General features: G+C 73.2%; 22 protein-coding genes and 1 pseudogene. 13 read left to right on the forward strand and 10 right to left on the reverse strand.

Annotated features, from left to right (window positions below; genetic code table 11):
* The first annotated feature begins 21 nt into the window (after positions 1 to 21).
* Genes PH191_RS05210 through PH191_RS05220 form a run of 3 tightly spaced genes read left to right on the forward strand, consistent with a single transcriptional unit; the run spans position 22 to position 3,006 of the window.
* On the forward strand, positions 22 to 1,086 hold the full coding sequence (locus tag PH191_RS05210; protein ID WP_274193524.1) for an AI-2E family transporter: 1,065 nt from the start codon (positions 22 to 24) through the stop codon (positions 1,084 to 1,086).
* Positions 1,083 to 2,324, forward strand: coding sequence for a patatin-like phospholipase family protein (locus PH191_RS05215; RefSeq protein WP_274193525.1), 1,242 nt, complete (start codon positions 1,083 to 1,085; stop codon positions 2,322 to 2,324). Before PH191_RS05210 ends, PH191_RS05215 begins: the two co-directional genes overlap by 4 nt.
* 7 nt (positions 2,325 to 2,331) lie before the next feature.
* Positions 2,332 to 3,006 (forward strand): GAP family protein, encoded by a 675-nt coding sequence (locus tag PH191_RS05220; protein ID WP_274193526.1) that lies wholly within the window; start codon positions 2,332 to 2,334, stop codon positions 3,004 to 3,006.
* On the opposite strand, the gene PH191_RS05225 is transcribed toward PH191_RS05220, so the two are convergent.
* Together PH191_RS05225 and PH191_RS05230 are read right to left on the reverse strand one after the other, a co-directional pair.
* The gene (locus tag PH191_RS05225; RefSeq protein WP_274193527.1) at positions 3,003 to 3,671 is read right to left on the reverse strand and encodes a response regulator transcription factor; all 669 of its coding nucleotides are present in this window, start codon (positions 3,669 to 3,671) and stop codon (positions 3,003 to 3,005) included. The two genes, PH191_RS05220 and PH191_RS05225, sit on opposite strands and share 4 nt — an antisense overlap.
* Positions 3,668 to 4,843: a sensor histidine kinase gene (locus PH191_RS05230; protein WP_274193528.1), complete on the reverse strand. Its 1,176-nt coding sequence runs from the start codon at positions 4,841 to 4,843 to the stop codon at positions 3,668 to 3,670. The genes PH191_RS05225 and PH191_RS05230 overlap by 4 nt, the downstream gene beginning before the upstream one ends.
* A gap of 130 nt (positions 4,844 to 4,973) precedes the next feature.
* Here PH191_RS05230 and PH191_RS05235 point away from each other — a divergent pair, with 130 nt between their 5' ends.
* Entirely contained in the window at positions 4,974 to 6,452 is a 1,479-nt protein-coding gene (locus PH191_RS05235; RefSeq protein ID WP_274193529.1) for a glycosyltransferase family 39 protein, read from the forward strand.
* 37 nt (positions 6,453 to 6,489) lie between these two features.
* On the opposite strand, the gene PH191_RS05240 is transcribed toward PH191_RS05235, so the two are convergent.
* Positions 6,490 to 6,621 (reverse strand): hypothetical protein, encoded by a 132-nt coding sequence (locus tag PH191_RS05240; protein WP_274193530.1) that lies wholly within the window; start codon positions 6,619 to 6,621, stop codon positions 6,490 to 6,492.
* A 24-nt stretch (positions 6,622 to 6,645) separates the two neighbouring features.
* On the opposite strand from PH191_RS05240, the gene PH191_RS05245 reads away from it, so the two are divergent.
* The 6 genes and pseudogenes from PH191_RS05245 (at position 6,646) to PH191_RS05270 (ending at position 12,733) form a co-directional block, all read left to right on the forward strand.
* Positions 6,646 to 6,840: a DUF3046 domain-containing protein gene (locus PH191_RS05245; protein ID WP_274189193.1), complete on the forward strand. Its 195-nt coding sequence runs from the start codon at positions 6,646 to 6,648 to the stop codon at positions 6,838 to 6,840.
* 247 nt (positions 6,841 to 7,087) lie between these two features.
* Complete coding sequence (recA, locus tag PH191_RS05250; RefSeq protein ID WP_274193531.1) at positions 7,088 to 8,128, forward strand: recombinase RecA; 1,041 nt, start codon at positions 7,088 to 7,090, stop codon at positions 8,126 to 8,128.
* A gap of 5 nt (positions 8,129 to 8,133) precedes the next feature.
* Positions 8,134 to 8,766, forward strand: coding sequence for a regulatory protein RecX (locus PH191_RS05255; protein WP_274193532.1), 633 nt, complete (start codon positions 8,134 to 8,136; stop codon positions 8,764 to 8,766).
* Positions 8,767 to 8,970: 204 nt separating this feature from the next.
* Complete coding sequence (locus PH191_RS05260) at positions 8,971 to 9,807, forward strand: hypothetical protein (protein ID WP_274193533.1); 837 nt, start codon at positions 8,971 to 8,973, stop codon at positions 9,805 to 9,807.
* A pseudogene (locus PH191_RS05265) lies at positions 9,807 to 11,762 on the forward strand (fumarate reductase/succinate dehydrogenase flavoprotein subunit); the annotation flags it as partial. The gene PH191_RS05260 and the pseudogene PH191_RS05265, both read left to right, overlap by 1 nt.
* A gap of 101 nt (positions 11,763 to 11,863) precedes the next feature.
* Positions 11,864 to 12,733, forward strand: coding sequence for a succinate dehydrogenase/fumarate reductase iron-sulfur subunit (locus PH191_RS05270; protein WP_274193535.1), 870 nt, complete (start codon positions 11,864 to 11,866; stop codon positions 12,731 to 12,733).
* A gap of 58 nt (positions 12,734 to 12,791) precedes the next feature.
* Here the strand turns inward: PH191_RS05270 and PH191_RS05275 are convergent, their stop codons facing one another.
* The 6 genes from PH191_RS05275 to PH191_RS05300 form a co-directional block, all read right to left on the reverse strand.
* Positions 12,792 to 13,352 (reverse strand): DUF3592 domain-containing protein, encoded by a 561-nt coding sequence (locus PH191_RS05275; protein ID WP_274193536.1) that lies wholly within the window; start codon positions 13,350 to 13,352, stop codon positions 12,792 to 12,794.
* A gap of 84 nt (positions 13,353 to 13,436) precedes the next feature.
* Complete coding sequence (locus tag PH191_RS05280; protein ID WP_274193537.1) at positions 13,437 to 13,949, reverse strand: GNAT family N-acetyltransferase; 513 nt, start codon at positions 13,947 to 13,949, stop codon at positions 13,437 to 13,439.
* Positions 13,946 to 14,800: an amino acid ABC transporter permease gene (locus PH191_RS05285; RefSeq protein WP_274193538.1), complete on the reverse strand. Its 855-nt coding sequence runs from the start codon at positions 14,798 to 14,800 to the stop codon at positions 13,946 to 13,948. The genes PH191_RS05280 and PH191_RS05285 overlap by 4 nt, the downstream gene beginning before the upstream one ends.
* Positions 14,797 to 15,441 (reverse strand): amino acid ABC transporter permease, encoded by a 645-nt coding sequence (locus PH191_RS05290; protein ID WP_274193539.1) that lies wholly within the window; start codon positions 15,439 to 15,441, stop codon positions 14,797 to 14,799. Before PH191_RS05290 ends, PH191_RS05285 begins: the two co-directional genes overlap by 4 nt.
* A 78-nt stretch (positions 15,442 to 15,519) precedes the next feature.
* Positions 15,520 to 16,416: a glutamate ABC transporter substrate-binding protein gene (locus PH191_RS05295; protein WP_274193540.1), complete on the reverse strand. Its 897-nt coding sequence runs from the start codon at positions 16,414 to 16,416 to the stop codon at positions 15,520 to 15,522.
* 12 nt (positions 16,417 to 16,428) lie between these two features.
* Entirely contained in the window at positions 16,429 to 17,157 is a 729-nt protein-coding gene (locus PH191_RS05300) for an amino acid ABC transporter ATP-binding protein (RefSeq protein ID WP_274193697.1), read from the reverse strand.
* Positions 17,158 to 17,358: 201 nt separating this feature from the next.
* Here PH191_RS05300 and PH191_RS05305 point away from each other — a divergent pair, with 201 nt between their 5' ends.
* Positions 17,359 to 18,054: a response regulator transcription factor gene (locus PH191_RS05305; RefSeq protein WP_274193541.1), complete on the forward strand. Its 696-nt coding sequence runs from the start codon at positions 17,359 to 17,361 to the stop codon at positions 18,052 to 18,054.
* Positions 18,055 to 18,058: 4 nt separating this feature from the next.
* On the forward strand, positions 18,059 to 19,612 hold the full coding sequence (locus PH191_RS05310; RefSeq protein WP_274193542.1) for a sensor histidine kinase: 1,554 nt from the start codon (positions 18,059 to 18,061) through the stop codon (positions 19,610 to 19,612).
* Here PH191_RS05310 and PH191_RS05315 read toward each other — a convergent pair.
* On the reverse strand, positions 19,588 to 20,535 hold the full coding sequence (locus PH191_RS05315) for a TAXI family TRAP transporter solute-binding subunit (RefSeq protein ID WP_274193543.1): 948 nt from the start codon (positions 20,533 to 20,535) through the stop codon (positions 19,588 to 19,590). The two genes, PH191_RS05310 and PH191_RS05315, sit on opposite strands and share 25 nt — an antisense overlap.
* A gap of 24 nt (positions 20,536 to 20,559) precedes the next feature.
* On the opposite strand from PH191_RS05315, the gene PH191_RS05320 reads away from it, so the two are divergent.
* Positions 20,560 to 21,987: an APC family permease gene (locus PH191_RS05320; protein WP_420791751.1), complete on the forward strand. Its 1,428-nt coding sequence runs from the start codon at positions 20,560 to 20,562 to the stop codon at positions 21,985 to 21,987.
* The last annotated feature ends 20 nt before the right edge of the window (positions 21,988 to 22,007 follow it).

The following is a 22,007-nucleotide window of genomic DNA, read 5'->3' on the forward strand; positions in this document are numbered from 1 at the left end:
GCCGAGCACTAGCGTGGCCGGGTGACCGTCCAGGTCCCGACGGGGCCCGCGCTGCCGAGGCTGTTCGTGGTGCTCGTCGGCGGCGCCGCGGCCGTCATCCTCGTCGTCGGCCTCCGTTCGCTGGCCTGGCTCATCGGCCCGCTGCTGCTCGCGCTGGTCGTGGTGATCACCGTCCGTCCGGTGGAGACCTGGCTGCGCCGCCGGGGCCTCCCGGGCTGGCTGTCGTCGACGGTCCTGGTGCTGCTCGTCTACGCGGTGGTCGCCGCGCTCGCCGGGACGATCCTGGTGTCGCTGGCCCGCCTCGCGACGGTGCTTCCGGGGTACCGGGCCGAGGCGGCGGCGCTGGTCGGGGACCTCGTCGGCCAGCTCGCGGCGCTCGGGATCGGCGTCGTGCCGATCCGCGAGCTGGCTGCCGGCCTGGACCTCGGACGGGTGGCGGGGGTCGCCGCCGGCGTCCTGTCGGGGGTCGTCGGCCTGGCCGGCTCGCTGGTCTTCCTCTTCTCGCTGCTGCTGTTCCTGGCGATCGAGTCGGGCGGGTTCCGCGCGAAGCTGGGGGTCCTCGCCGGCGTGCGTCCGGCGGTCGCGGGCGTCCTCGGCGACTTCGTCCGCGGGACCCGGCGCTTCCTCGTCGTCACCACGGTCTTCGGGCTGCTCACCGCGGTCGTCGACACCGTCGTGCTCCTGGCCCTGGGCGTCCCGCTGGCGGTGCTCTGGGGACTGCTCGCCTTCATCACCAACTACATCCCCTACGTCGGCTTCTTCATCGGGGTCGTGCCGCCGGCGCTGCTCGCCCTCCTGGAGGGTGGCCCGGGGCTCGCGCTGGTCGTCGTCGTGATCTACCTGGTGGTCAACTTCGTGCTCTGCTCGCTGGTGCAGCCGCGCTACATCGGGGACGCCGTCGGGCTCTCGCTGACCGTCGTGTTCCTGTCGCTGGGCTTCTGGGCCTGGCTGCTGGGGCCGCTGGGCGCGGTGCTCGCGATCCCCCTGACACTGCTGGTCAAGGCCCTGCTCGTCGACGTCGACCCGCGTGCGGCGTGGCTCGGGGACCTGCTGGCCGCGGGGCCTGCGGACAAGGGGGACGCATGAGGATCGCGCTGGCCTTCCAGGGCGGCGGCAGCCACACCGCCTTCACCGCGGGGGTGGTGTCCCGGCTCGTCGAGCGCGGGGCCTTCGACGGCCACGAGGTCGTCGCGGTCAGCGGCACCTCGGGCGGGGCGATCAACGCGCTGCTGACGTTCGCGGCGCTGCGCGACGGCCGGCGCGACCGCATCCCGGCCGACCTCGAGGGCTTCTGGGAGGACAACGCCGCGAGCAACCCGCTCGAGCGCCTCGGCAACGCCGCCGCGGTGGGCGCGGGCGTGGCCCAGAGCCTCGGCCTCGCGCCGCCGCTGAACCCCTACCTCGTGCCGCCGGCGTTCGACGGGCGCGAGGAGTTCCGCCGGCTGCTGCGCCGCCACGTCGACTTCGACGCGCTGGACGTCCCGGACACCGACGCCCGCCACCCGCGCCTCGTCCTCGGCGCCGTCGACGTCCGCAGCGGCGCGTTCCGCGCGTTCGACAGCCGCCGCGACCGCATCACCCCGGACACCGTGCTCGCCTCCGCGGCGATCCCGACCCTGTTCCGCGCGATCCACGTCGAGGGCGGCCTCTACTGGGACGGGCTGTTCTCGCAGAACCCGCCGGTGGCCCCGCTGCTCGACGACGACCCCGACGAGCTCTGGGTCGTCCAGATCAACCCGACGCGGCGCGACGACGAGCCCCGCACGACCCTCGACATCGCCGACCGCCGCAACGAGCTCGCCGGCAACCTCTCGCTCTACCAGGAGCTCGCGTCGATCGAGAAGATCGACCAGCTCCTCGCCGCCGGCACGCTCACCGCGGCCAGCGGGTACCGCCAGGTCGCCGTGCGCGTGCTCGAGCTCGACCGCTCGATCGTCAGCGGCCTGCTCGGCGCCGCGTCGAAGGTCAACCGCGACGTGGTGTTCCTGCGCGACCTGCGCCGGCGCGGTGCCGAGCAGGCCGAGGTCTTCCTGACCTCGCTGCGGTTCGAGGAGGCCTGGACCGGGGGCGACGTCGAGCGCCTCCGGACGCTGCTGGCCGGCGCCCGCCTCGAGGTCGAGCCCCCGTTCGGGCGCGCCACCGAGGACGTCGCGGTCCTGCTCGCCACCGCCGTCGCCCGCGACGTCACGCGCAAGGAGCTCGTCGGCGAGGAGGTCGTCTGGCGGGTGGCGGCCTCCGGGACGCCCGGCGTGCTCACCGTGTCCTTCGCCGGCGAGCGGCTCGTCTCCCTGCACCTCGGCGCGGTGCCGGAGGACGAGCGGTGAGTGCTCCGTGAGCCCCGAGGCCCTGGTCCTCGGTCTCGTCAGCGCCGTGCGCGCCGTCCCCCTGGCGATCGTGTACGCGGTGCTGCTCACCGAGAGCCCCCGGCGCCTGCTGACCGCGTACCTGCTGGCCGGCGCGACCATCAGCGTCGTGGTCGGCGTCCTCGTCGTCACCGCGTTCGGCGCGAGCACCCGGAGCTCGGAGCACACCGCCGGGCGCCTGATCGTCGACGTCGTCCTCGGCGTCCTGGCCATCGTCTGGGCCGCCGCCCGCGGGACGGGACGTCTCCCGCGCCCGCGTCGACGGCCCGACCGCGAACGCTCGTCGGTGCTCCCCGACGCGCTCGCGACGCGCCTGAAGTCCCCGACGCCGACCGCCATGGCCGGGGCGGGCCTCGTGACCAACCTCCCCGGGCTCTACTACATCGCGGCGCTGGTGGCGGTGCTCCAGACCCACCCGAGCCCGGTGGGCGGGATCGCGCAGGTGCTCGTCTACAACCTCCTGCGCTTCGCGGTGCCGGTCGCGGTGCTCGTGCTGGTGATCCTGCGCCCGGACCGGACCCTCGAGCTCGTGCGCACGGTGCACGCGTGGGGACGCCGGCACGCCACGGTCCTGCTGGTGCTCGCCGTCGGCGGGGTCGGGATCTACCTCACCGGCAAGGGCGTCCTGGGGCTGCTCGGTTAGTCCTCCGACGACAGCCCGGCGTCGTGGGCCAGCAGCGCCAGCTGGGTGCGGTTGTCCAGGTCGAGCTTGGACAGCGCGCTCGACAGGTAGGTCTTGACCGTCGAGAGCGAGAGCAGCAGCTCGCGGCTGATGCGCGCGTTGCTCCAGCCCCGCCCGACGGCCGCCGCGACGGAGCGCTCCTGCTCGGAGAGGGCGGCCATCCGGGCCCCGGCGTCCGGGCGTCCCGAGCCCCGCCCGGTGGCCGCCGCGATCAGGCGGCGGGTCACCGACGGCGACAGCGACGTGCCGCCGGCCGCGACCCGGCGGATGGCGTCCTCGATGTCGGCCGGCGGGGTGTCCTTGACCAGGTAGCCCGTGGCGCCCGCGCGCAGGGCGGCGAGGACGTCCTGGTCGGAGTCGAAGGTGGTGAGGACGAGGACGGCGGGCGCCTCGGGCCGCGCGAGGAGCTCGGTGGTCGCCCGGACGCCGTCGACCCGGGGCATGCGGAGGTCCATCAGCACGACGTCGGGACGGTGCTCGGCGACCGCCGCGGGCACCTCGTCGCCGTCGGCGGCCTCCCCGACGATCGCGATGTCGTCGGCCTCGCCGAGCATCAGCCGCAGTCCGGAGCGCACGAGCGCGTCGTCGTCGACGAGGAGCACGCGGACCGGGGTCGGTTCGGTCATCGCGGCTCCATGACCGGCCAGGGCACCCGCACCGCGACACGGAAGCGGTCGTGGTCGGGGCCGCGGGAGAGCACGTGACCGCCCGCGAGGTCGACGCGCTCGGTGATCCCGAGCAGCCCGTTGCCGGGCGGCCGGACGGGGCCGCGGGCGGGCAGCGGGTTGGAGACCTCGAGCTCGGCCTCGCCGCCGGGCGCGCCCCGCAGCACGACCTCGACGGGCCGGCCCGGGGCATGGCGGGCGGCGTTGGTGAGAGCCTCCTGGGTGATCCGGTAGAGCGTGCGCCCGCACTCGTCGGGCAGCGCACCCTCGGCCAGCTCGTCGCGCAGGGTCACCGGGGTGCCCGCGGCGCGCACGCCGTCGAGGAGGCGCTCCAGGTCGGCCAGGGTCGGCTGCGGCGGCCGCTGGGCGGGATCGACGCCGGCGTCGTCGTCGTCGGTGTCGGGGTCGCGCAGGACGCCGAGGATCGCCCGCAGGTCGACCAGCGCGTCGCGCGCACCCGCCCGGATGACCTCGAGCGCGTCGCGGATCTCCTCGGGCGAGGCGGACCGCCGGTGGGCCAGCGCCCCGGCGTGCAGGGAGACCATCGACAGGCGGTGGGCGAGGACGTCGTGCATCTCGCGGGCGATGCGGGTGCGCTCGGCCGTCCGGGCCGCCTCGGCCCGCAGCGCCGCCTCGGTCTCGGCCCGCTCGGCCCGCTCGACCAGCGAGTCGAGCAGCTCGTGGCGGGCGCGGATCGCCGCCCCCGTCGCCACCAGCGCCGCGGTGATGACCACCGCCCACCCGACGTTGGCCCACGAGGTGCTCTCCTCGGTCTGGAGACGGAAGAGACCCTGGACGGGCGCGATCGCGAGGGAGAGCACGGCGAGACCCACCGCCGTCGGCCAGGGCCGGCGTACCGCCAGGGAGAAGGTCGCCACGGCACCGGCGAGCCAGGCGCCCGTGCACGGGATCGTCAGCGCGAAGACGACGAGCGCCGAGCCGATGGGGGCGCGGCGGCGGGCGAGCAGCACGAGGGCGGCGAGAACCCCGCCCACCAGGTCGATCCACCACCACGCCGGCGCCTCGGTGGGCAGGACCGGGCGCTCCGGCCACAGCACGAGGTAGACCCCGAGCAGGGCGACGGCGAGCGCGCCGGCGTCGTACAGACGCGGGGTCAGCCCGGTGGACGGCACGGTGGTCACGCTAGCGCCGCCGTCCGACACGCCGCCCCGGCCGAAGGTCGACCGGGAGCGGTCCGTTCGACGGTGATCTCCGGCCGGTGCGCCGTGGTCGCCGGCCCGCCGTCCCGCGACGCTCGTCGGCATGGCGCTCACGGCTCCGCCCACGACCGCAGGCCCGTCCGTGCCCGCCACGCTGCCGCGTCTCGCGCGGTGGCCCGTCGGCGCCGTCGCCGCCGCCGTCGCCGCCGCGCACCTGGCCGTCGCGTGGATCCCCGGCTGGTGGTTCGACGAGGCCCTCACGCTGGCGATCGGGCGCCACCACCTCGACTGGGGCTCGGTCGACCAGCCGCCGGTGGCCCCGCTGCTCGCGGCGCTGACGGACCTGATCGCGCCCGGGGAGGTGCTGGTGCTGCGCCTGCCCGCGATCGCCGCGACGGCTGCGGCCGTGGTGCTCGCGGCGCTGATCGCCCGGGAGCTCGGAGGCGATGCGCGGGCGCAGACCCTCACCGCGATCGCCCAGGCCACGGGCATCTGGACGGCGTTCACGGGGCACTGGCTGACCCCGTACACGCTCGAGCCGGTCACCTGGCTGCTGATCGGCTGGCTGCTCGTGCGGTGGTGGCGGGTCCGTGACGACCGGCTGCTGCTCGCGCTCGGCGTCGCCGTGGGGGTCGCGGCGCAGACGAAGTTCCAGGTGATCCTGCTGGGCGCGGTCCTGCTCCTGTCGGTGGCCGTGCTCGGTCCGCATGCACTCCTGCGCCGGCCGCACCTCTGGGTGGGCGTCGGTCTCGCCGCGGTGATCGCCGCCCCGACCCTGGTCTGGCAGGCCCTCAACGGGTGGCCGCAGCTGCGGATGGCGCCGATCGTCGCCGCCGAGGCGGCCGACCTCTACCAGGGTCGCACCGGGGTCATGATCGGGCTGATCGCCTCGGCCGGGGTCGTGGGCGTCCCGCTGGTGCTCCTCGGGCTGTGGCGTCTCGCCCGCGACCCGGCGTTGCGGGAGCTGCGCTACCTCGCGCTCACCGCGGCGGTGCTCTACGCCGCGTTCTCGATCACCATCGGACGGCCGTACTACCTCGTCGGCCTGTACGGGCTCCTCGCGGCCGTCGGTGCCGTGGGCCTGCAGCGCCGGCGGGAGACCGGACACCGCCGGGGACGGTGGGTCGCGTGGCCGGCGGCCGCGCTCGGCGCCGGGGCCGCGGGCGCGATGCTGGCGGTGTCGGTACCGGCGGCCGCGCCCGCGGTCGGCGAGCAGGTCACGCAGGCGACGACGCGGGCGTACGACGCGCTCCCGCCCGAAAGGCGCGTGCACACCGGGGTGATGGCCGAGTCCTACATCTACGCCGCCATCCTCGACGTCCAGGCACCGGAGGGGACGCTCCCGCCCGCGATGAGCAGCAACCGCAGCTACGGGTGGTTCCCGCCGCCGGGCGACGACGTGGACTCGGTCCTCTACGTCGGGTCGACCGCCGACGAGCTGCGGCCGTGGTTCGCCGAGGTCCGGCCGGTCGGGGAGGCCGGGAGCCCCACCGATCCCGGGGCGCAGGTGTGGCTGGCCACCGGCCGGCTCGCCCCGTGGGACGCCGTCTGGCCGAGCCTGCGCCACCTCGACGTGCAGTGAGGCCGTGCAGTGAGGCCATGCAGTGAGGAGGCCCTGGTCAGCGCCCGCGGTTCTGGAACCACCAGCGCAGCAGGACGACCAGCGCCGCGAGCATCCCGAGCAGCGCCACCACCGCGCCGACGGTGCCCCCGAGGGAGTCGAACGCCGTGGTGGTGAGCAGGAGGTCCACGTCCTCGAGGTTATCGTGGGGCCCGTGCGGCTGACCCATTTCCGCCGGCTCATGGACGACGAGTTCGGGGCCGTGCGTGCCGGCTCCATCGCCCGCGACCACGTCTTCGGCGCGCTCCGCGGGCGCACCGTCGAGCAGGCCCTCGAGGACGGCGACGAGCCCCGCGACGTGTGGCGGGCGGTGTGCGCCGAGTTCGAGGTGCCGGCCGAGAGGCGCTGACCGGTTCCGAGGCAGACCCGACACGCCGGTCGGCGACCGGGGCTCGGTATCGAACAGGTGTTCGTCTACCCTCCTCCGTACGGCCGCCGTGCGGCGTCAGCGTCGCCGTCGTCCGTCCACAACCGTTCCGTTCCTCCACAGGGCGGCCGGTCCGGCTCCACCGTTGTCGGACCCCCCGCCTAGCGTCGGCGCCAGAGAGTCGACCCCTGACCCTGACACCCCGACCTTCGACGCAAGGTGGCATTCCATGGCACAGGCACCGGATCGCGACAAGGCGCTCGAGCTCGCCCTCGCCCAGATCGACAAGCAGTTCGGCAAGGGCTCGATCATGCGGCTCGGCGACGACGGCCGGGCGCCGGTCAACGTCATCCCGACCGGATCGATCGCCCTCGACGTGGCGCTCGGCGTGGGCGGACTGCCCCGCGGCCGCGTGGTGGAGATCTACGGCCCGGAGTCCTCGGGCAAGACGACGGTCACGCTGCACGCGGTGGCCAACGCGCAGGCCCAGGGCGGCATCGCGGCGTTCATCGACGCCGAGCACGCGCTCGACCCGGAGTACGCCAAGGCCCTCGGGGTCGACACCGACGCGCTGCTGGTCTCGCAGCCCGACACCGGTGAGCAGGCGCTCGAGATCATGGACATGCTGATCCGGTCGAACGCGCTGGACGTCATCGTCGTCGACTCGGTCGCCGCGCTCGTGCCGCGCGCCGAGATCGAGGGCGACATGGGCGACAGCCACGTCGGTCTCCAGGCCCGCCTCATGAGCCAGGCGCTGCGCAAGATCACCGGTGCGCTGCACGCCTCGGGCACCACGGCGATCTTCATCAACCAGCTCCGCGAGAAGGTCGGCGTCATGTTCGGCTCGCCGGAGACCACCACGGGTGGCAAGGCGCTGAAGTTCTACGCCTCGGTCCGGCTCGACATCCGCCGCATCGAGACGCTCAAGGACGGCGCCGACGCGGTCGGCAACCGCACGCGGGTCAAGGTCGTGAAGAACAAGGTGGCCCCGCCGTTCAAGCAGGCCGAGTTCGACATGATCTACGGCAGCGGCATCTCCAAGGAGGGCTCGCTGATCGACATGGGTGTCGAGCAGGCGATCGTCCGCAAGTCGGGCGCCTGGTACACCTACGAGGGCGACCAGCTGGGGCAGGGCAAGGAGAACGCCCGCAAGTTCCTGCGCGAGAACCCCGACGTCGCCGACGAGATCGAGAAGCGCATCAAGGAGAAGCTCGGCATCGGGGCGAAGCTCGACGCCGAGGCGCCCGCCGCGGCGCCCGTCGACTTCTGAGTCGGATGGGCCTCGGTCAGAGGGCCGGGCGGCGGGGGTCGTCGCGGGGACGCGCGCCGGAACCGCCCGACGCCGACCGTCCCGATCACGCGGCCGATCCGCCCGCCGACCCCGAGTCGGTGGCGCGCACGATCTGCCTGAACCTGCTCACCACGCGGGCCCGCTCACGCGCCGAGCTGGCCGACGCCCTCGCCCGCAAGGACGTGGACGACGCCGTCGCCGGGCGGGTGCTCGACCGCCTGGGCGCCGCCGGGCTGGTCGACGACGCCGCGTTCGCCGAGCAGTGGGTGTCCTCGCGGCACCGGCACCAGGGCCTCGGCAAGCGGGCGCTGGCCGGGGAACTGCACCGCAAGGGCGTCGACCGCGAGACGGCGACGACGGCGGTCGAGGAGATCGGCCGCGACGACGAGCGCGCCCGCGCCCGGGCGCTGGTCGACCGGCGGCTGCCCTCGCTCGCCCGCTTCGAGCACGCGGTGGCGGCCCGCCGGCTGGTCGGGATGCTCGCGCGCAAGGGCTACGACGCGGGCGTGGCGTACGCGGTCGTCCGCGAGGCGCTCGCGGAGCGGCCGTCCCCGGACGAGACAGGGGACGAGGCGCTCGACGACCTCCTGTCCGATCCGGACGCGGACCACCGCTGACGCTCCCTGGCGGTCTCGATCACCCGACGTGGCCATCGTCACGCCCCGAGACGGGGGTGACCCGGGCGACACCGGGGTTTGACGCGTCGTAGTGTGCGGCCCACCACAGAGCGTCGCCGCGCCGTGGTTCCCTGCGGCTCTCCGCCCCGTACCGCGGCGGTCCCGGCGACGCGGAACGTCATCGCAGACGAGGACCGGGGTGCCGTGACCACCACACACGACTCCGGGACGTACCGGCCGCCGGCGCCGGGACGACCCGACATCCGACAGCGAACGCTGCGCACCGATCGCTGGTGGCTGCCGCCACTGGCGAACGCGCTGGGCCTGGCCACGTTCGTCGTCTACGCGACGATCCGCTCGCTGTGGGGCTCCGCGTACTACGTGGAGCAGTACCACTACCTCTCGCCGTTCTACTCGCCCTGCGTGAGCGCCTCGTGCATCCCCGAGGCGAGCCACCTGGGCCAGTGGTTCGGCGAGATGCCGTGGTTCCTGCCCTACGCGCTCGTGTCGCTGCCGTTCCTGCTCGGTTTCCGGCTGACCTGCTACTACTACCGGAAGTCGTACTACCGGGCGTTCTGGTCGTCGCCGCCGGCGTGCGCGGTCGCCGAGCCGCACGCGTCGTACTCCGGTGAGACGCGGTTCCCGCTGATCCTGCAGAACGCGCACCGCTACTTCTTCTACGTCGCGTTCGCGATCTCGATCCTCAACACCTACGACATGCTGCTCGCGTTCCAGAGCACCGACCCGGCCACCGGGCAGACGTCGTTCGGGGTGGGGCTGGGGACGCTCATCCTGCTGGTCAACGTGATCGGGCTCTGGCTCTACACGCTGTCGTGCCACTCCTGCCGCCACATCACCGGCGGACGGCTCAAGCACTTCTCGAAGCACCCGGTGCGCTACAAGCTCTGGACCGGACTCTCGAAGATCAACACTCGCCACATGCTGTTCGCCTGGCTGACGATCGGGACGCTGATCCTGGCCGACCTGTACGTGATGCTCGTGGCGAGCGGCACCATCTCCGACCTGCGGATCGTGAACTGATGACCGACCCGGGAACCACCACCGCCTTCGAGGCGGCCGGCGCGCCCGAAACGGGCGAGGCCCCCGTCACCCACCACACCTACGACGTCGTCGTCATCGGCGCCGGCGGTGCCGGCCTGCGGGCCGCGATCGAGGCCCGCCTGCGCGGCAAGCGGGTCGCGATCATCTCCAAGTCGCTGTTCGGCAAGGCCCACACGGTCATGGCCGAGGGCGGGATCGCCGCGTCGATGGGCAACGCGAACCCTCGCGACAACTGGGAGGTCCACTTCCGCGACACCATGCGCGGGGGCAAGTTCCTCAACAACTGGCGCATGGCCGAGCTGCACGCCAAGGAGGCGCCGCAGCGGGTGTGGGAGCTCGAGACCTACGGGGCGCTGTTCGACCGCACGCCCGAGGGCAAGATCAGCCAGCGGAACTTCGGCGGGCACCAGTTCCCGCGGCTCGCCCACGTCGGCGACCGCACGGGACTCGAGCTGATCCGCACCCTGCAGCAGAAGATCGTCTCGCTGCAGCAGGAGGACTTCGCCCGCACCGGTGACTACGAGTCCGACCTCGCGGTCTACCACGAGTACACGGTCACCGAGCTGCTCAAGGACGGCGACCGGATCGCCGGCGCCTTCGGCTACCGGCGTCCCACCGGCGAGCTGGTCTGCTTCCACTCCGCCGCGGTCGTGCTCGCCACCGGCGGCGTCGGCAAGTCGTTCAAGGTCACCAGCAACTCCTGGGAGTACACCGGCGACGGGCACGCGCTCGCCATGCGCGCCGGCGCGAAGCTGCTGAACATGGAGTTCGTCCAGTTCCACCCCACGGGGATGGTCTGGCCGCCCAGCGTCAAGGGCATCCTCGTCACCGAGTCGGTGCGGGGAGACGGCGGCGTCCTCAAGAACTCCGAGGGCGAGCGCTTCATGTTCAACTACATCCCCGAGGTGTTCCGCGAGCAGTACGCCACGAGCGAGGACGAGGGCGACCGCTGGTACACCGACGCGGACAACAACCGTCGCCCGCCGGAGCTGCTCCCGCGTGACGAGGTCGCCCGCGCGATCAACAACGAGGTCAAGGAGGGCCGCGGCTCCCCGGCCGGCGGCGTCTACCTCGACGTCTCCAGCCGCATGCCGGCCGCGGAGATCACCCGGCGCCTGCCGTCGATGTACCACCAGTTCAAGGAGCTGGCGGACGTCGACATCACCGCGGGGCCCATGGAGGTCGGGCCGACCTGCCACTACGTCATGGGTGGCGTCGAGGTCGACCCCGACACGGCCGCGTCGGCGGTGCCGGGACTCTTCGCCGCGGGCGAGGTCGCGGGCGGGATGCACGGCTCGAACCGCCTCGGCGGGAACTCGCTGTCCGACCTGCTGGTGTTCGGCTGCCGCGCCGGTGCCGGTGCCGCGGCCTACCTCGACGGGCTCGACGAGGTGCCGTCGGTCAGCGAGCAGTCGATCACCACGGCCCGCGAGGACGTCGAGCGCCCGATCCACAACTCGGGTGGCGAGAACGCCTACACGGTCCACCAGGAACTGCAGCAGACGATGAACGACCTCGTCGGCATCATCCGCAAGGCCGACGAGATGGAGCTGGCGCTCAAGAAGCTCCACGAGCTCAAGGACCGCATCCCGCGCGTCGCGGTCGACGGCCGCCGGGCCTACAACCCGGGATGGCACCTCGCGCTCGACCTGCGCAACATGCTCATGGTCAGCGAGTGCATCGCGAAGGCCGCGCTCGAGCGGCAGGAGAGCCGTGGCGGCCACACCCGCGACGACTACCCGACCATGGACGAGAACTGGCGCCAGGAGCTGCTCGTCTGCTCGCTGCGCGATGACGAGGTGCACCTCGAGCACCAGGGCCAGCCGGCCATGCGCCACGACCTGTTCGACCTCTTCGAGCTCGACGAGCTGAAGAAGTACTACACCGGCGACGAGCTGGGCGGACACCGCTCGGACGCGCCGCCGCGGCAGTCGCGGGGCACCGAGGACGCCGGAGACGAAGCGGAGCGGAGCTCGACCACCGTGGAGACCGGCGGCGACCCGGGCGGCGAGCTCACCGGAGGGGGAGCGTAGGCATGGGCTACCAGGCACAGTTCAAGGTCTGGCGGGGCGACGCCGAGGGCGGCGACTTCGTCGACTACGCCGTGGACGTCGAGGAGGGCGAGGTCGTCCTCGACATCATGCACCGCATCCAGGCCACCCAGGCCGGGGACATGGCGGTGCGCTGGAACTGCAAGGCCGGCAAGTGCGGGTCGTGCAGCGCCGAGGTCAACGGCCGCCCGCGGCTGATGTGCATGACGCGGATGTCGACGTTCGAGGAGGACGAGGAGATCAGTGTCGCGCCGATCCGGACCTTCCCGGTGATCCGCGACCTCGTCACCGACGTCGACTTCAACTACCAGAAGGCCCGCGAGGTGCCGGCGTTCGCGCCGCCCGAGGGGCTCGCGCCCGGCGAGTACCGCATGTCGCAGGTCGACGTCGAGCGCTCGCAGGAGTTCCGCAAGTGCATCGAGTGCTACCTGTGTCAGAACGTCTGTCACGTGGTGCGCGATCACGAGGAGAACAAGCAGGAGTTCTCCGGCCCGCGCTACCTCATGCGGATCGCCGAGCTGGACATGCACCCGCTCGACGTGCGCAACCGCAAGGAGGACGCGCAGGAGGAGCACGGCCTCGGGTACTGCAACATCACCAAGTGCTGCACCGAGGTCTGCCCCGAGCACATCAAGATCACCGACAACGCGCTGATCCCCATGAAGGAGCGCGTGGTCGACCGCAAGTACGACCCGCTGGTGTGGCTCGGTAAGAAGATCTTCAAGCGCCAGGAGCTCGAGCAGCGCGGCGCCACCGGCGCCCGTTCGCTGGACGCCCCGGGGCCCGACAACGGCTCCGCGCTCGACGCCGACCACATCGCGCACATCGAGCAGCGCGGGGGCGCGCAGGCCTGACGCCCCTCCGGTCGCCCGTCGGCCCGGGTCCGCCACGGCGGGCCCGGGCCGCGGTGCGTCAGGGCCCCGGCTCCGTCGACCCCGGCTCCGTCGTCTCCGGCTCCGTCGTCTCCGGCTCCGTCGTCTCCGGCTCCGTCGTCTCCGGCTCCGTCGTCTTCGGCTCCGTCCCGGGCGAACGCCCGAACGCCGCGAGGCCGAGGGCGAACAGGCCGGCGAGTGCCAGCACGGGGGCGAGGAGCAGCGGCACCGTCGTGCGCCACGGCCAGCCGTCGTCGACCAGAGCGGCGCGGGCCGGCGCGTCGGGATCCACCACGGTCGCGACGACGTCACCGGGCTCGAGGTCCTCGCGCGGCGTCGCGACCTCCGTCCGGATGTCGTACGGGGCGGGGAGCGCCACGACGAGGTCGTCCATGCGACCGAGCCGGGAGTCGTGGTCGGCGGCCACGACGGTCGCCGTCACGGACTCGCCACGGGCGAGCAGCACGGCGGCGTCCCACGTCGCCGTTCCGGCGTTCACCGCCGCCCCCACGGCACCGACGAGGAGCAGGAGCCCCACGACGAGATCGGTGACCCGGTGGATGCGCGAGCCGCGGGGCGCGGCGGCCGGTTCGGGGTCCACGCTGCCTCCTCGACGACCGGGGTCACCGAGAGTAAGGACGGGACGGACGGGTTTCCACGGCGAACCTCGGACGACCGCAGGCCCTCAGAGCTCGCGGCGCATCGCCGTCCGGGGCCACCGGTCCAGCCCCTTGGCGATCTCGGCGCGGCGCACGGCCCGCAGGCCCGGGCCGAGCTCGTCGTCGGCGAGCGGACGGAAGCCCAGCCGTGCGTAGTAGGGCCCGTTCCAGGGGACGTCGACGAACGTCGTCAACGTGACCGCGTGGTGGCCGTCCGCTCGGGCCCGTGCGACGAGGTCCTCGACGAGCCGCGCCCCGAGGCCCCGGCGGGCGTGGTCCGGGTGCACCGAGACCTGCTCGAGGTGGGCCTCGCCGTCGACGACGTCGTCCATCAGGTAGCCGGCCACGACGCCGCCGTCCTCGATGATCCACAGCCCGTCGCGCTCCAGCGCGCTCCGGAGCGCGACCGTCGAGGGCGGGGCGTCGTCGGCGATCGGGTCCATCCCGAGGTCGCGGAACGGTGCACCGGCGGCGATCTCGAGCTCGCGGAGGGTCTCGAGCTCGTCGGGGCGCGCCGGTCGGATCGTCAGGTCGGTCACGCGTCGTCGGGTCGCTCGATCGCGACCGCGATGACGGCCGGGTTGCGCCGCGAACGCCGTTCGAGCCAGTTCGCCAGCGCCGACAGCAGCAGGCACAGGGTGATGTAGATGACCGCGACGACGAGGGCCACGGGGATCAGCGGCGAGCCGAGCGCGGCGTTGGAGCCCAGGAACTGCGCCTGGAACAGCAGCTCGGGATAGGTGATGAGGAACCCGAGCGCGGTGTCCTTGAGCAGCACCACGAGCTGGCTCACGATCGAGGGCAGCATGGAGCGAACGGCCTGGGGGAGCAGCACGAACCGCATGACGCCGGACTTGCGCATCCCCAGGGCGTAGGCGGCCTCGGACTGTCCCCGCGGCACGGCCAGCACGCCCGCGCGGAAGACCTCGGCGAGGACCGCGCCGTTGTAGAGCATCAGCCCCAGCACCACGGCCACGAAGGTCGACACGTTGATGCCGGCCGAGGGCAGGCCGTAGTAGAAGAGGAACATCAGCACGACGAGCGGCACGGCGCGGAACAGCTCGACGACCGTGCTGCACACCGACCGCAGCGGGCGGTGGTCCGAGAGCCGCCCCAGGGCCAGCAGCGCGCCCAGCGCCAGCGCCAGCACGGCGCCGGTCGCGAACGCCTGCAGCGTCTTGATCAGCCCGTCGAGGATCGCCAGCTGCACGTTCTCGTAGAGGACCCACTCCCACACGCGGGCGTCGAGCTGGCCCGTGGCCGCGAGGCGCCAGACGAGGACCCCGAGCAGCGCCAGGACGACGGCGAGCGTGACGGCGCCGGCGACGGTGTTGCGGGCCCGCGCGCGGGGCCCAGGGACGTCGAAGAGGACCGCGGTCGGGGCGCTCACCGGGCCACGCTCCAGCGCTTCTCGAGCCGGCGCTGCAGCACCGTCAGGGGGATGACGAGCACGATGAACCCGAGCGCGACCCAGAGGAGGGCGACCAGGGTGGAGCCGCCGCGCTCGTTGACCGCGCGGTAGAACCCGCCGGCCTCGAACACCGAGAAGCCGGCGGCGACGGTCGTGTTCTTGAGCAGCGCGATCTGCACGCTGGTCAGCGGCGGCATGACCGAGCGCACCGCCTGGGGGAGCACGACGAGCGTGAGGGTCTGGGTGAAGCCGAACCCGAGCGCGCGGGCGGCCTCGGCCTGGCCCTCGGACACGGTGCTGATGCCGCCGCGCACGGTCTCGCACACGAAGGCGGCCGTGTAGAGCGAGAGCCCGATGACGGCGAGGAGGAAGAACGGCAGGTAGAAGAAGAGCTTGGTGAACCCGAGGGCGAAGAAGAACAGCACGAGCGTCAGCGGGGTGTTGCGCAGCAGGGTCACGTAGACCGTGCCCGTGGCGCGCATCGCGGGCACCGGGCTGACGCGCATGGCCGCGAGGATGACGCCGAGGATCAGCGACGCGATCGCCGAGCACACGAACAGCCCGATGGTGCCGCCGAAGCGGGTCAGGAACTCACCGAGGTTGCCGAACAGGACGTCCACGTGTGGCCTCCATGGCTTCGCCACGTGAGTGATCCGGGTCGCCGTGACGACCCGGATCACTCACGAGCGCGAAGCGCCTCAGTAACGCTCGATGGGCGGGGGCTGGGGCGCCGGGGTGCCGGAGCGGCCCAGCGTCTCGTTGTAGAGCCGCGTCCAGGTGCCGTCGTTCTCGGAGGCCTGGATCAGGTCGTTGACCTTGTTGCGCAGGGCGACGTCGTCACGGTTCATGCCGATGCCGTACGGCTCCTCGGAGAACACCACGCCGACGACCTTGAGCTGGTCGGGCGTCTGGGCGGCGTAGCCCTGCAGGATGGCGTTGTCGGTGGTCACGGCGTCGACCTGGCCGCCGCGTAGGGCGTCGACGCACTGCGAGTAGTTCTGGAACTCGACCACGTTCTGGGTCAGGTTCTGCTGGCGCACCCGCTGGATCGGCGTCGACCCGGTGGCCGAGCAGACCCGCTTGCCCTGCAGGGTCTGCGGGCCGGTGATGGTCGTGTCGTCGGCGCGGACGAGCAGGTCCTGGCCCGCGACGAAATACGGGCCGGCGAAGCCCACGCGCTGCTTGCGGCTGTCGTTGATCGTGTAGGTGCCGACGTAGAGGTCGACGTCGCCGCGGGAGATCGCGTCCTCGCGAGCGGCCGACGGGATGACCCGGTACTCGATCTGCTGAGGGGAGAAGCCGAGCCCGGCGGCCACCATGCGGCCGATCTCGATGTCGAACCCGGTGTACTGCCCGGTGGTCGGGTCCTGGATGCCGAGGCCGGGCTGGTCGTTCTTGACGCCGAGCACGAGGCGGCCGCGCTGCTGCATCGCGGCGAACGTCGGCGAGCCGGGCACCTGCACGTTCTGGGCGACCGGCACGCCGGCGACCGGCTGGCCGCCGGGGCTGCCCTCGCGCCCGCACGCCGCGCCGAAGGCGAGCGCAACGACCGCGAGGAGGACGCCGAGGGTCCGGACAGAGACGACGCGTCTCATGACGGCTCCGATCTAGTGGGTGAGGATCTTGCCGAGGAAGTCGCGGGCCCGTTCGGTGGCGGGCCGGGAGAAGAAGCTGTCGGGCGTCGTGTCCTCGACGATCTCGCCGTCGGCCATGAACACGACCCGGTGCGCCGCACGGCGGGCGAAGCCCATCTCGTGGGTCACCACGACCATGGTCATGCCGTCTTTCGCGAGACCCGCCATGACCTCGATGACCTCGCCGACCATCTCGGGGTCGAGCGCCGAGGTGGGCTCGTCGAACAGCATCACCTTGGGCTCCATCGCGAGCGCGCGGGCGATGGCCACGCGCTGTTGCTGGCCACCGGAGAGCTGGGCGGGGTACTTCTGGGCCTGCTCGGCGATCCCGACCCGGTCGAGCAGCGCGTGTGCCCGCTCCTGCGCCTCGGCCTTCGAGACGCCACGGACGCGGGTCGGGGCGAGCACGACGTTGTCGAGGATCGTCAGGTGGGCGAACAGGTTGAACTGCTGGAACACCATGCCCACGTCGGCGCGCAGCTTCGCGAGGTCCTTGCCCTCCTCGGGCAGCGGGGTGCCGTCGATCTCGACGGTGCCGCCGTCGATCGGCTCGAGGCGGTTGATCGCCCGGCACAGGGTCGACTTGCCCGATCCCGACGGGCCGAGCACGACGACGACCTCGCCGCGCGCGACCTCGAGGTCGATGTCCTTGAGGACGTGCAGGTCGCCGAAGTTCTTGTTGACCCCGGCCATCCGCACCATCGGGGCGCTGGAGCTCGCTGCGCCCGGGGCGCTCTGGTCACTCATCGCCACCGGTCCTCCTCGCTGTGCCACCGACCCGGTGGTGCGGAACGTGCCAGTGCGCCGAACTGGGCGTCCACGCTCTTGAGGAAGACTTAGGGTTACCGGGCCACCCCGTGGCGACCGTGACATCGGGGGAGGTGGGCCGGGAGGAGCGCGGCAGTGCGAGTGCTCGTGGTGGAGGACGACGACCGCGTCGCCGCGGCCCTGCGCGCCGCCCTCGAGCGCCACGAGATGCAGGTGGAGCGGGTCTCGCGCGGGCTCGCCGTACCGGCGCACCTCGCCGGCACCGACGTCGTGCTCCTCGATCTCGGCCTGCCCGACGTCGACGGCCTCGAGGTGTGCCGGCGCATCCGCGAGGCCGGCGACGTGCCGGTGATCGTGGTCAGCGCCCGCGGCCGGGTCGACGAGCGCATCCTCGGGCTGCACCACGGCGCCGACGACTACCTGGTCAAGCCCTACGACGTCGGGGAGCTGGTCGCCCGCATCCACGCCGTGCGCCGCCGTCGCGGCGTGGTGCCCCCGACCGGCGGGACCCCCGCCGCCGTGGCGGAGCTCGGCGACGGGGTCGTGCTGGACCGGGCCCGGCACGCGCTGACCGTCGACGGGGAGGAGGTCGCGCTCTCCCGCAAGGAGTTCGCCGTCCTGGCCCTGCTCGCGGAGGCCGACGGCGCGGTGTGCACCCGCGACCGGCTGGTCGCCGAGGTGTGGGGCCGCCGCTGGCCGGGCGCCGACCGGACGCTCGACGTCCACGTCGCCACCCTGCGCACCAAGCTCGCCCGCCCCGGGATCGTGGCGACGGTGCGCGGGGTCGGGTACCGGCTGGCCGCCGGGGCCGACCGCCGGAGCGGGGCCTGACGGGGTGCGGACGCGACTGCTCGTCGTCTTCGGGGTCCTCGTGGGCCTGCTGGTCGTGGGCCTCGGCGCGCCGCTGGCGGGCGCCGCGGCGTCGGCGGCCACGTCGCGGCTGTTCGCCGACCGGCTGGGGGACACCACCCGGTTCGCGGCCCTGGCCCAGCGCGCGGTCACCGACGACGAGCCGGGGGCGCTGGCGGGCGAGCTCGCCCGCTACGACGAGCTGTACGGGATCGCCGCGGTGGTGCTCGACCGCGAGGGCCGGGTGCTCACGGCGTCGCGCCCGGAGGTGTCCGACGCGACCGTGGCGCGGGTGCAGCTCGCCCTGGTGGGGCAGCGCTCCGAGCCCCCGGACACCGTATGGCCCTGGGACACCGCACCGATGCTGCTCGCTGAGCCCGTCCTGGTCGGCGGCGAGGTGCGGGGTGCCGCGGTCACGGTCTCGCCCACGGCGCCGGCGCGGTGGGAGACGCTGCGCGCCTGGGCCGCGCTGGCCGGGACGGCGCTCGTGGCACTCGGCATCGCCGCGGGGCTCGCGCTCCCGCTCGTGCGCTGGATCCTCGCCCCCGTCGAGAGCCTCGACAGGGGCACGGCCCAGGTCGCCGCGGCCGTGCGGGCGGGCCGGGCGCCCCGCCCGGTCGGCGACGACCACGGCCCGCCCGAGCTGCGGCGACTCTCCCGGCACTTCGACCAGATGGCCGTGGGCGTGACGCACGCGCTCGAGTCGCAGCGTGCGTTCGTCGCCGACGCCGGCCACCAGCTGCGCAACCCGCTGACCGCCCTGCGGCTGCGGCTCCAGAACGTCGGCGCCGCCCTCGCCGTGCCGGACGCCCGCGTCGACGACGCCCTGCGCGACGAGCACGGCGCGGCGCTGGAGGAGACCGATCGCCTGGCCTCGGTGCTCGACGCGCTGCTGGCGCTCGCGCGCGCCGAGGGCCGTCCGCCGCAGCCGGTGCCGATGCCGATCGACCCGGTGCTCGACGAGCGGGCGGACACGTGGGGCGTGCTCGCGGAGCACGAGAGCCTGTCCCTGCGTCGCCTCGGCCCCGGCGGGCTGGTGGCGCGCTCCGACGTGGACTCGGTGGTCGCGGTGCTCGACGCGGTGCTGGACAACGCGCTCAAGTACGCCCCGCCGGGGACCGACGTCGAGCTCTCCACGGCGCGGGTCGACGGCTGGGTCGAGATCGGCGTGCGCGACCACGGCGACGGGATCGATCCGAGCGAGCTCGCCCGCGCCACCGACCGGTTCTGGCGCTCACCGGCCCAGGACGGCAGCGCCGGCACCGGCCTCGGGCTCGCCATCGCCGCCCGCTCGGCCGAGCGGGTCGGGGGCGAGCTCCTGCTGCAGTTGCCCGAGGACGGGGGCCTGCGCGTCGTGCTGCGCCTGCCGCCGGCCGCGGCGCCGGAGGCGGACGGCGAGCGGGCCGAGGCGGCGGCCGGCTCGGCCGATGCCCCCGTCTCCGATATCCCGGTCTCCGATGCCCCCGTCTCCGATGCCCCCGCCTCCGGGGCCGCCGCGTCCCGGTCGGCCGTGGATCAGAGCCCCTTGACCGCCCGGTAGGCGGCGACGGCCCCGGGGTGCAGCGCGACCGGCTGGGTGCCGATCGCCGAGCGGGGGTCGATGCTGCGACCGGCTGGATCGGCGTCGGCAAGGGCCTCGCGTCCCTCGAGGAGCGCGCGGGTCAGCGACTCGGCGAGGTCCGGGGCCATGTCGCCGGTGACGAGCAGGACATTGCGGACCGAGGCCACACTGACGGGGTCGACGAGCCCGTAGGTGCCGGCCGGGACCGTGGTGACGTCGTAGACGGGGTACCGGGTGCGCAGCCGTACCGTCTCCTCGCCGAGGTCGAGCAGGCGGACCGGGCGGGTGGCGGCGAGCCGTTCGACGCCGGCGGTGGGGACGCCGCCCGACCAGAAGAAGGCGTCGATCTCGCCGCGTGCGAGCGCTGCCGCCGACTCGTCGAGCCCGAGCATCACCGCCCGCATGTCCCGCTCGGCGGTCAGACCCACCGACGAGAGCAGGCGCGGGGCGACGACGAGCACGCCGGAGTTGCGGGCGCCCACCGAGACCCGGCGTCCCGCGAGGTCGGCGAGCCGGCGGATCGGCGACTCCGCCGGGACGACGACGTGGATCGCGTCGTCGTGCACCCGGGCGAGCGCCTGCAGCGGGTGGCGGGGACGGGCGCCGTCGACCGCGCCGTCGACCGCGACGTCGGCGGCGCAGAAGGCGACCCGCGCCCGGCCGGAGACGAGCATGCCGACGTTGTCGACCGAGCCCTCGCTGCCGAGGACCCCCGTCGGCACCCCGGGGTCGATCCGCCAGAGCTCGGCCATCGCCTCGCCGAGACGCCGGTAGACCCCTTGCGGCCCGCCCGTGGCCACGACGACGGGCGTCCTGTCGGGCGGGGCGCACCCGACGCCGAGCAGCGCTACGCCGCCCAGACCAGCCCCGAGGACCGTGCGGCGACGCAGGCCCCGGGTCATCGCGTCATGGTGCAACATGCCCCCGTGACCGACGACACCACGAACGCCCCGACCACCGAAGGATCCGGCGGTGGATCGGGCGGTGGCACGAGCCTGGTCCGCGCGATCGGGCCCAAGCTGCTCGTGTTCTTCATCATCGGGGACATCCTCGGCACCACGATCTACGCCCTCACCGGGACGGTGTCGGAACGGGTCGGCGGGGCCTTGTGGCTGCCGTTCCTGCTGGCCTTCGTCGTCGCTTTCATGACGGCGTTCAGCTATCTCGAGCTGGTGGGCAAGTACCCCCGTGCCGCGGGCGCGGCCCTCTACACGCAGCTGGCCTTCAAGCGTCCCTTCATCACGTTCCTCGTCGCCTTCACGGTGATGTGCTCGGGGATCACCTCCGCGGCCTCCGCTGCCCAGGCCTTCGGCGGGCGGAACCTCGAGACGATCGTCGGGGAGCTGCCGAGCTGGGTCACGCCGCTGGTGGTCGTCGCCTTCCTCCTCATGCTCGCAGCGATCAACTTCCGTGGCGTGGGCGAGTCGGTGAAGGTCAACGTCGTGCTCACCTCGATCGAGCTCCTCGGCCTGCTCATCGTCATCGTGCTCGGTGGCTACGCGGTGCTGAACGGACTGGGCGACCCGTCGCGGCTCACCGAGTTCGCGGCGTCGGCCCCGGAGAGCTCGATCTTCTCCGAGCCCGCCGTCCTGCTCGCGATCTCCTCGGCCACCGCGCTGGCGTTCTTCGCCATGGTCGGGTTCGAGGACTCGGTGAACATGGCCGAGGAGACCGTCGACCCGCCGAGGACGTTCCCCCGCGCGATGCTGCTGGCCATGGGGATCACCGCGACGATCTACCTGATCGTGGCGGTGATCGCCTCGACGCTCGTGCCCACCGAGCAGCTCGCGGAGGCCGAGAGCGGGGCGCTGCTGAAGGTGGTGCAGACCGCGTCGCCGGCCTTCCCGGCGATCGTGTTCGCCGCGATCACGCTGTTCGCGGTCACCAACACCGCCCTGATCAACATGATGATGGCCAGCCGGCTGCTCTACGGCATGGCGAACGAGCGGATCATCCCGAACGCGTTCGCTAAGGTGCACCCGGGACGTCGCACCCCGTGGTTCGCGATCGTCGTCACCAGCGGTCTCGCGATCATCCTGGTCCTGCTGCTCGACATCTCCGAGCTCGGCAGCATGACGTCCCTGCTCCTTCTCGTCGTCTTCACCATCGTCAACATCGCGGTGCTCGTGCTGCGCCGCGACCCGTCGGACCACAAGCACTTCCGGACCCCGACGGCGATCCCGATCGTCGCCGCCGTGCTGTGCGCGTTCCTCGCCAGCCCCTTCTCCGGGCGCCCGCCGAAGGAGTACCTGTTCGGCGGCATCCTGATCCTCCTCGGCATCGTGCTGTGGGGGGTCAACCGCGCGACGGTGGGCAGGGTCGACGACTTCGACGCGGAGCGGCTCGGCAAGTGACGGGCGCCTACGCTGGGCGG

It is taken from the genome of Actinomycetospora callitridis (assembly GCF_028737265.1).
Lineage (GTDB): Bacteria > Actinomycetota > Actinomycetes > Mycobacteriales > Pseudonocardiaceae > Actinomycetospora > Actinomycetospora callitridis.

Bases quoted from the DNA above. Each gene is read 5' to 3' on its own strand.
- PH191_RS05215 (WP_274193525.1), top strand. From the start codon at position 1,083: ATGAGGATCGCGCTGGCCTTCCAGGGCGGCGGCAGCCACACCGCCTTC.
- PH191_RS05225 (WP_274193527.1), bottom strand. From the start codon at position 3,671: ATGACCGAACCGACCCCGGTCCGCGTGCTCCTCGTCGACGACGACGCG.
- PH191_RS05235 (WP_274193529.1), top strand. From the start codon at position 4,974: ATGGCGCTCACGGCTCCGCCCACGACCGCAGGCCCGTCCGTGCCCGCC.
- recA (WP_274193531.1), top strand. From the start codon at position 7,088: ATGGCACAGGCACCGGATCGCGACAAGGCGCTCGAGCTCGCCCTCGCC.
- PH191_RS05255 (WP_274193532.1), top strand. From the start codon at position 8,134: ATGGGCCTCGGTCAGAGGGCCGGGCGGCGGGGGTCGTCGCGGGGACGC.
- PH191_RS05270 (WP_274193535.1), top strand. From the start codon at position 11,864: ATGGGCTACCAGGCACAGTTCAAGGTCTGGCGGGGCGACGCCGAGGGC.
- PH191_RS05295 (WP_274193540.1), bottom strand. From the start codon at position 16,416: ATGAGACGCGTCGTCTCTGTCCGGACCCTCGGCGTCCTCCTCGCGGTC.
- PH191_RS05300 (WP_274193697.1), bottom strand. From the start codon at position 17,157: ATGGTGCGGATGGCCGGGGTCAACAAGAACTTCGGCGACCTGCACGTC.
- PH191_RS05315 (WP_274193543.1), bottom strand. From the start codon at position 20,535: ATGACCCGGGGCCTGCGTCGCCGCACGGTCCTCGGGGCTGGTCTGGGC.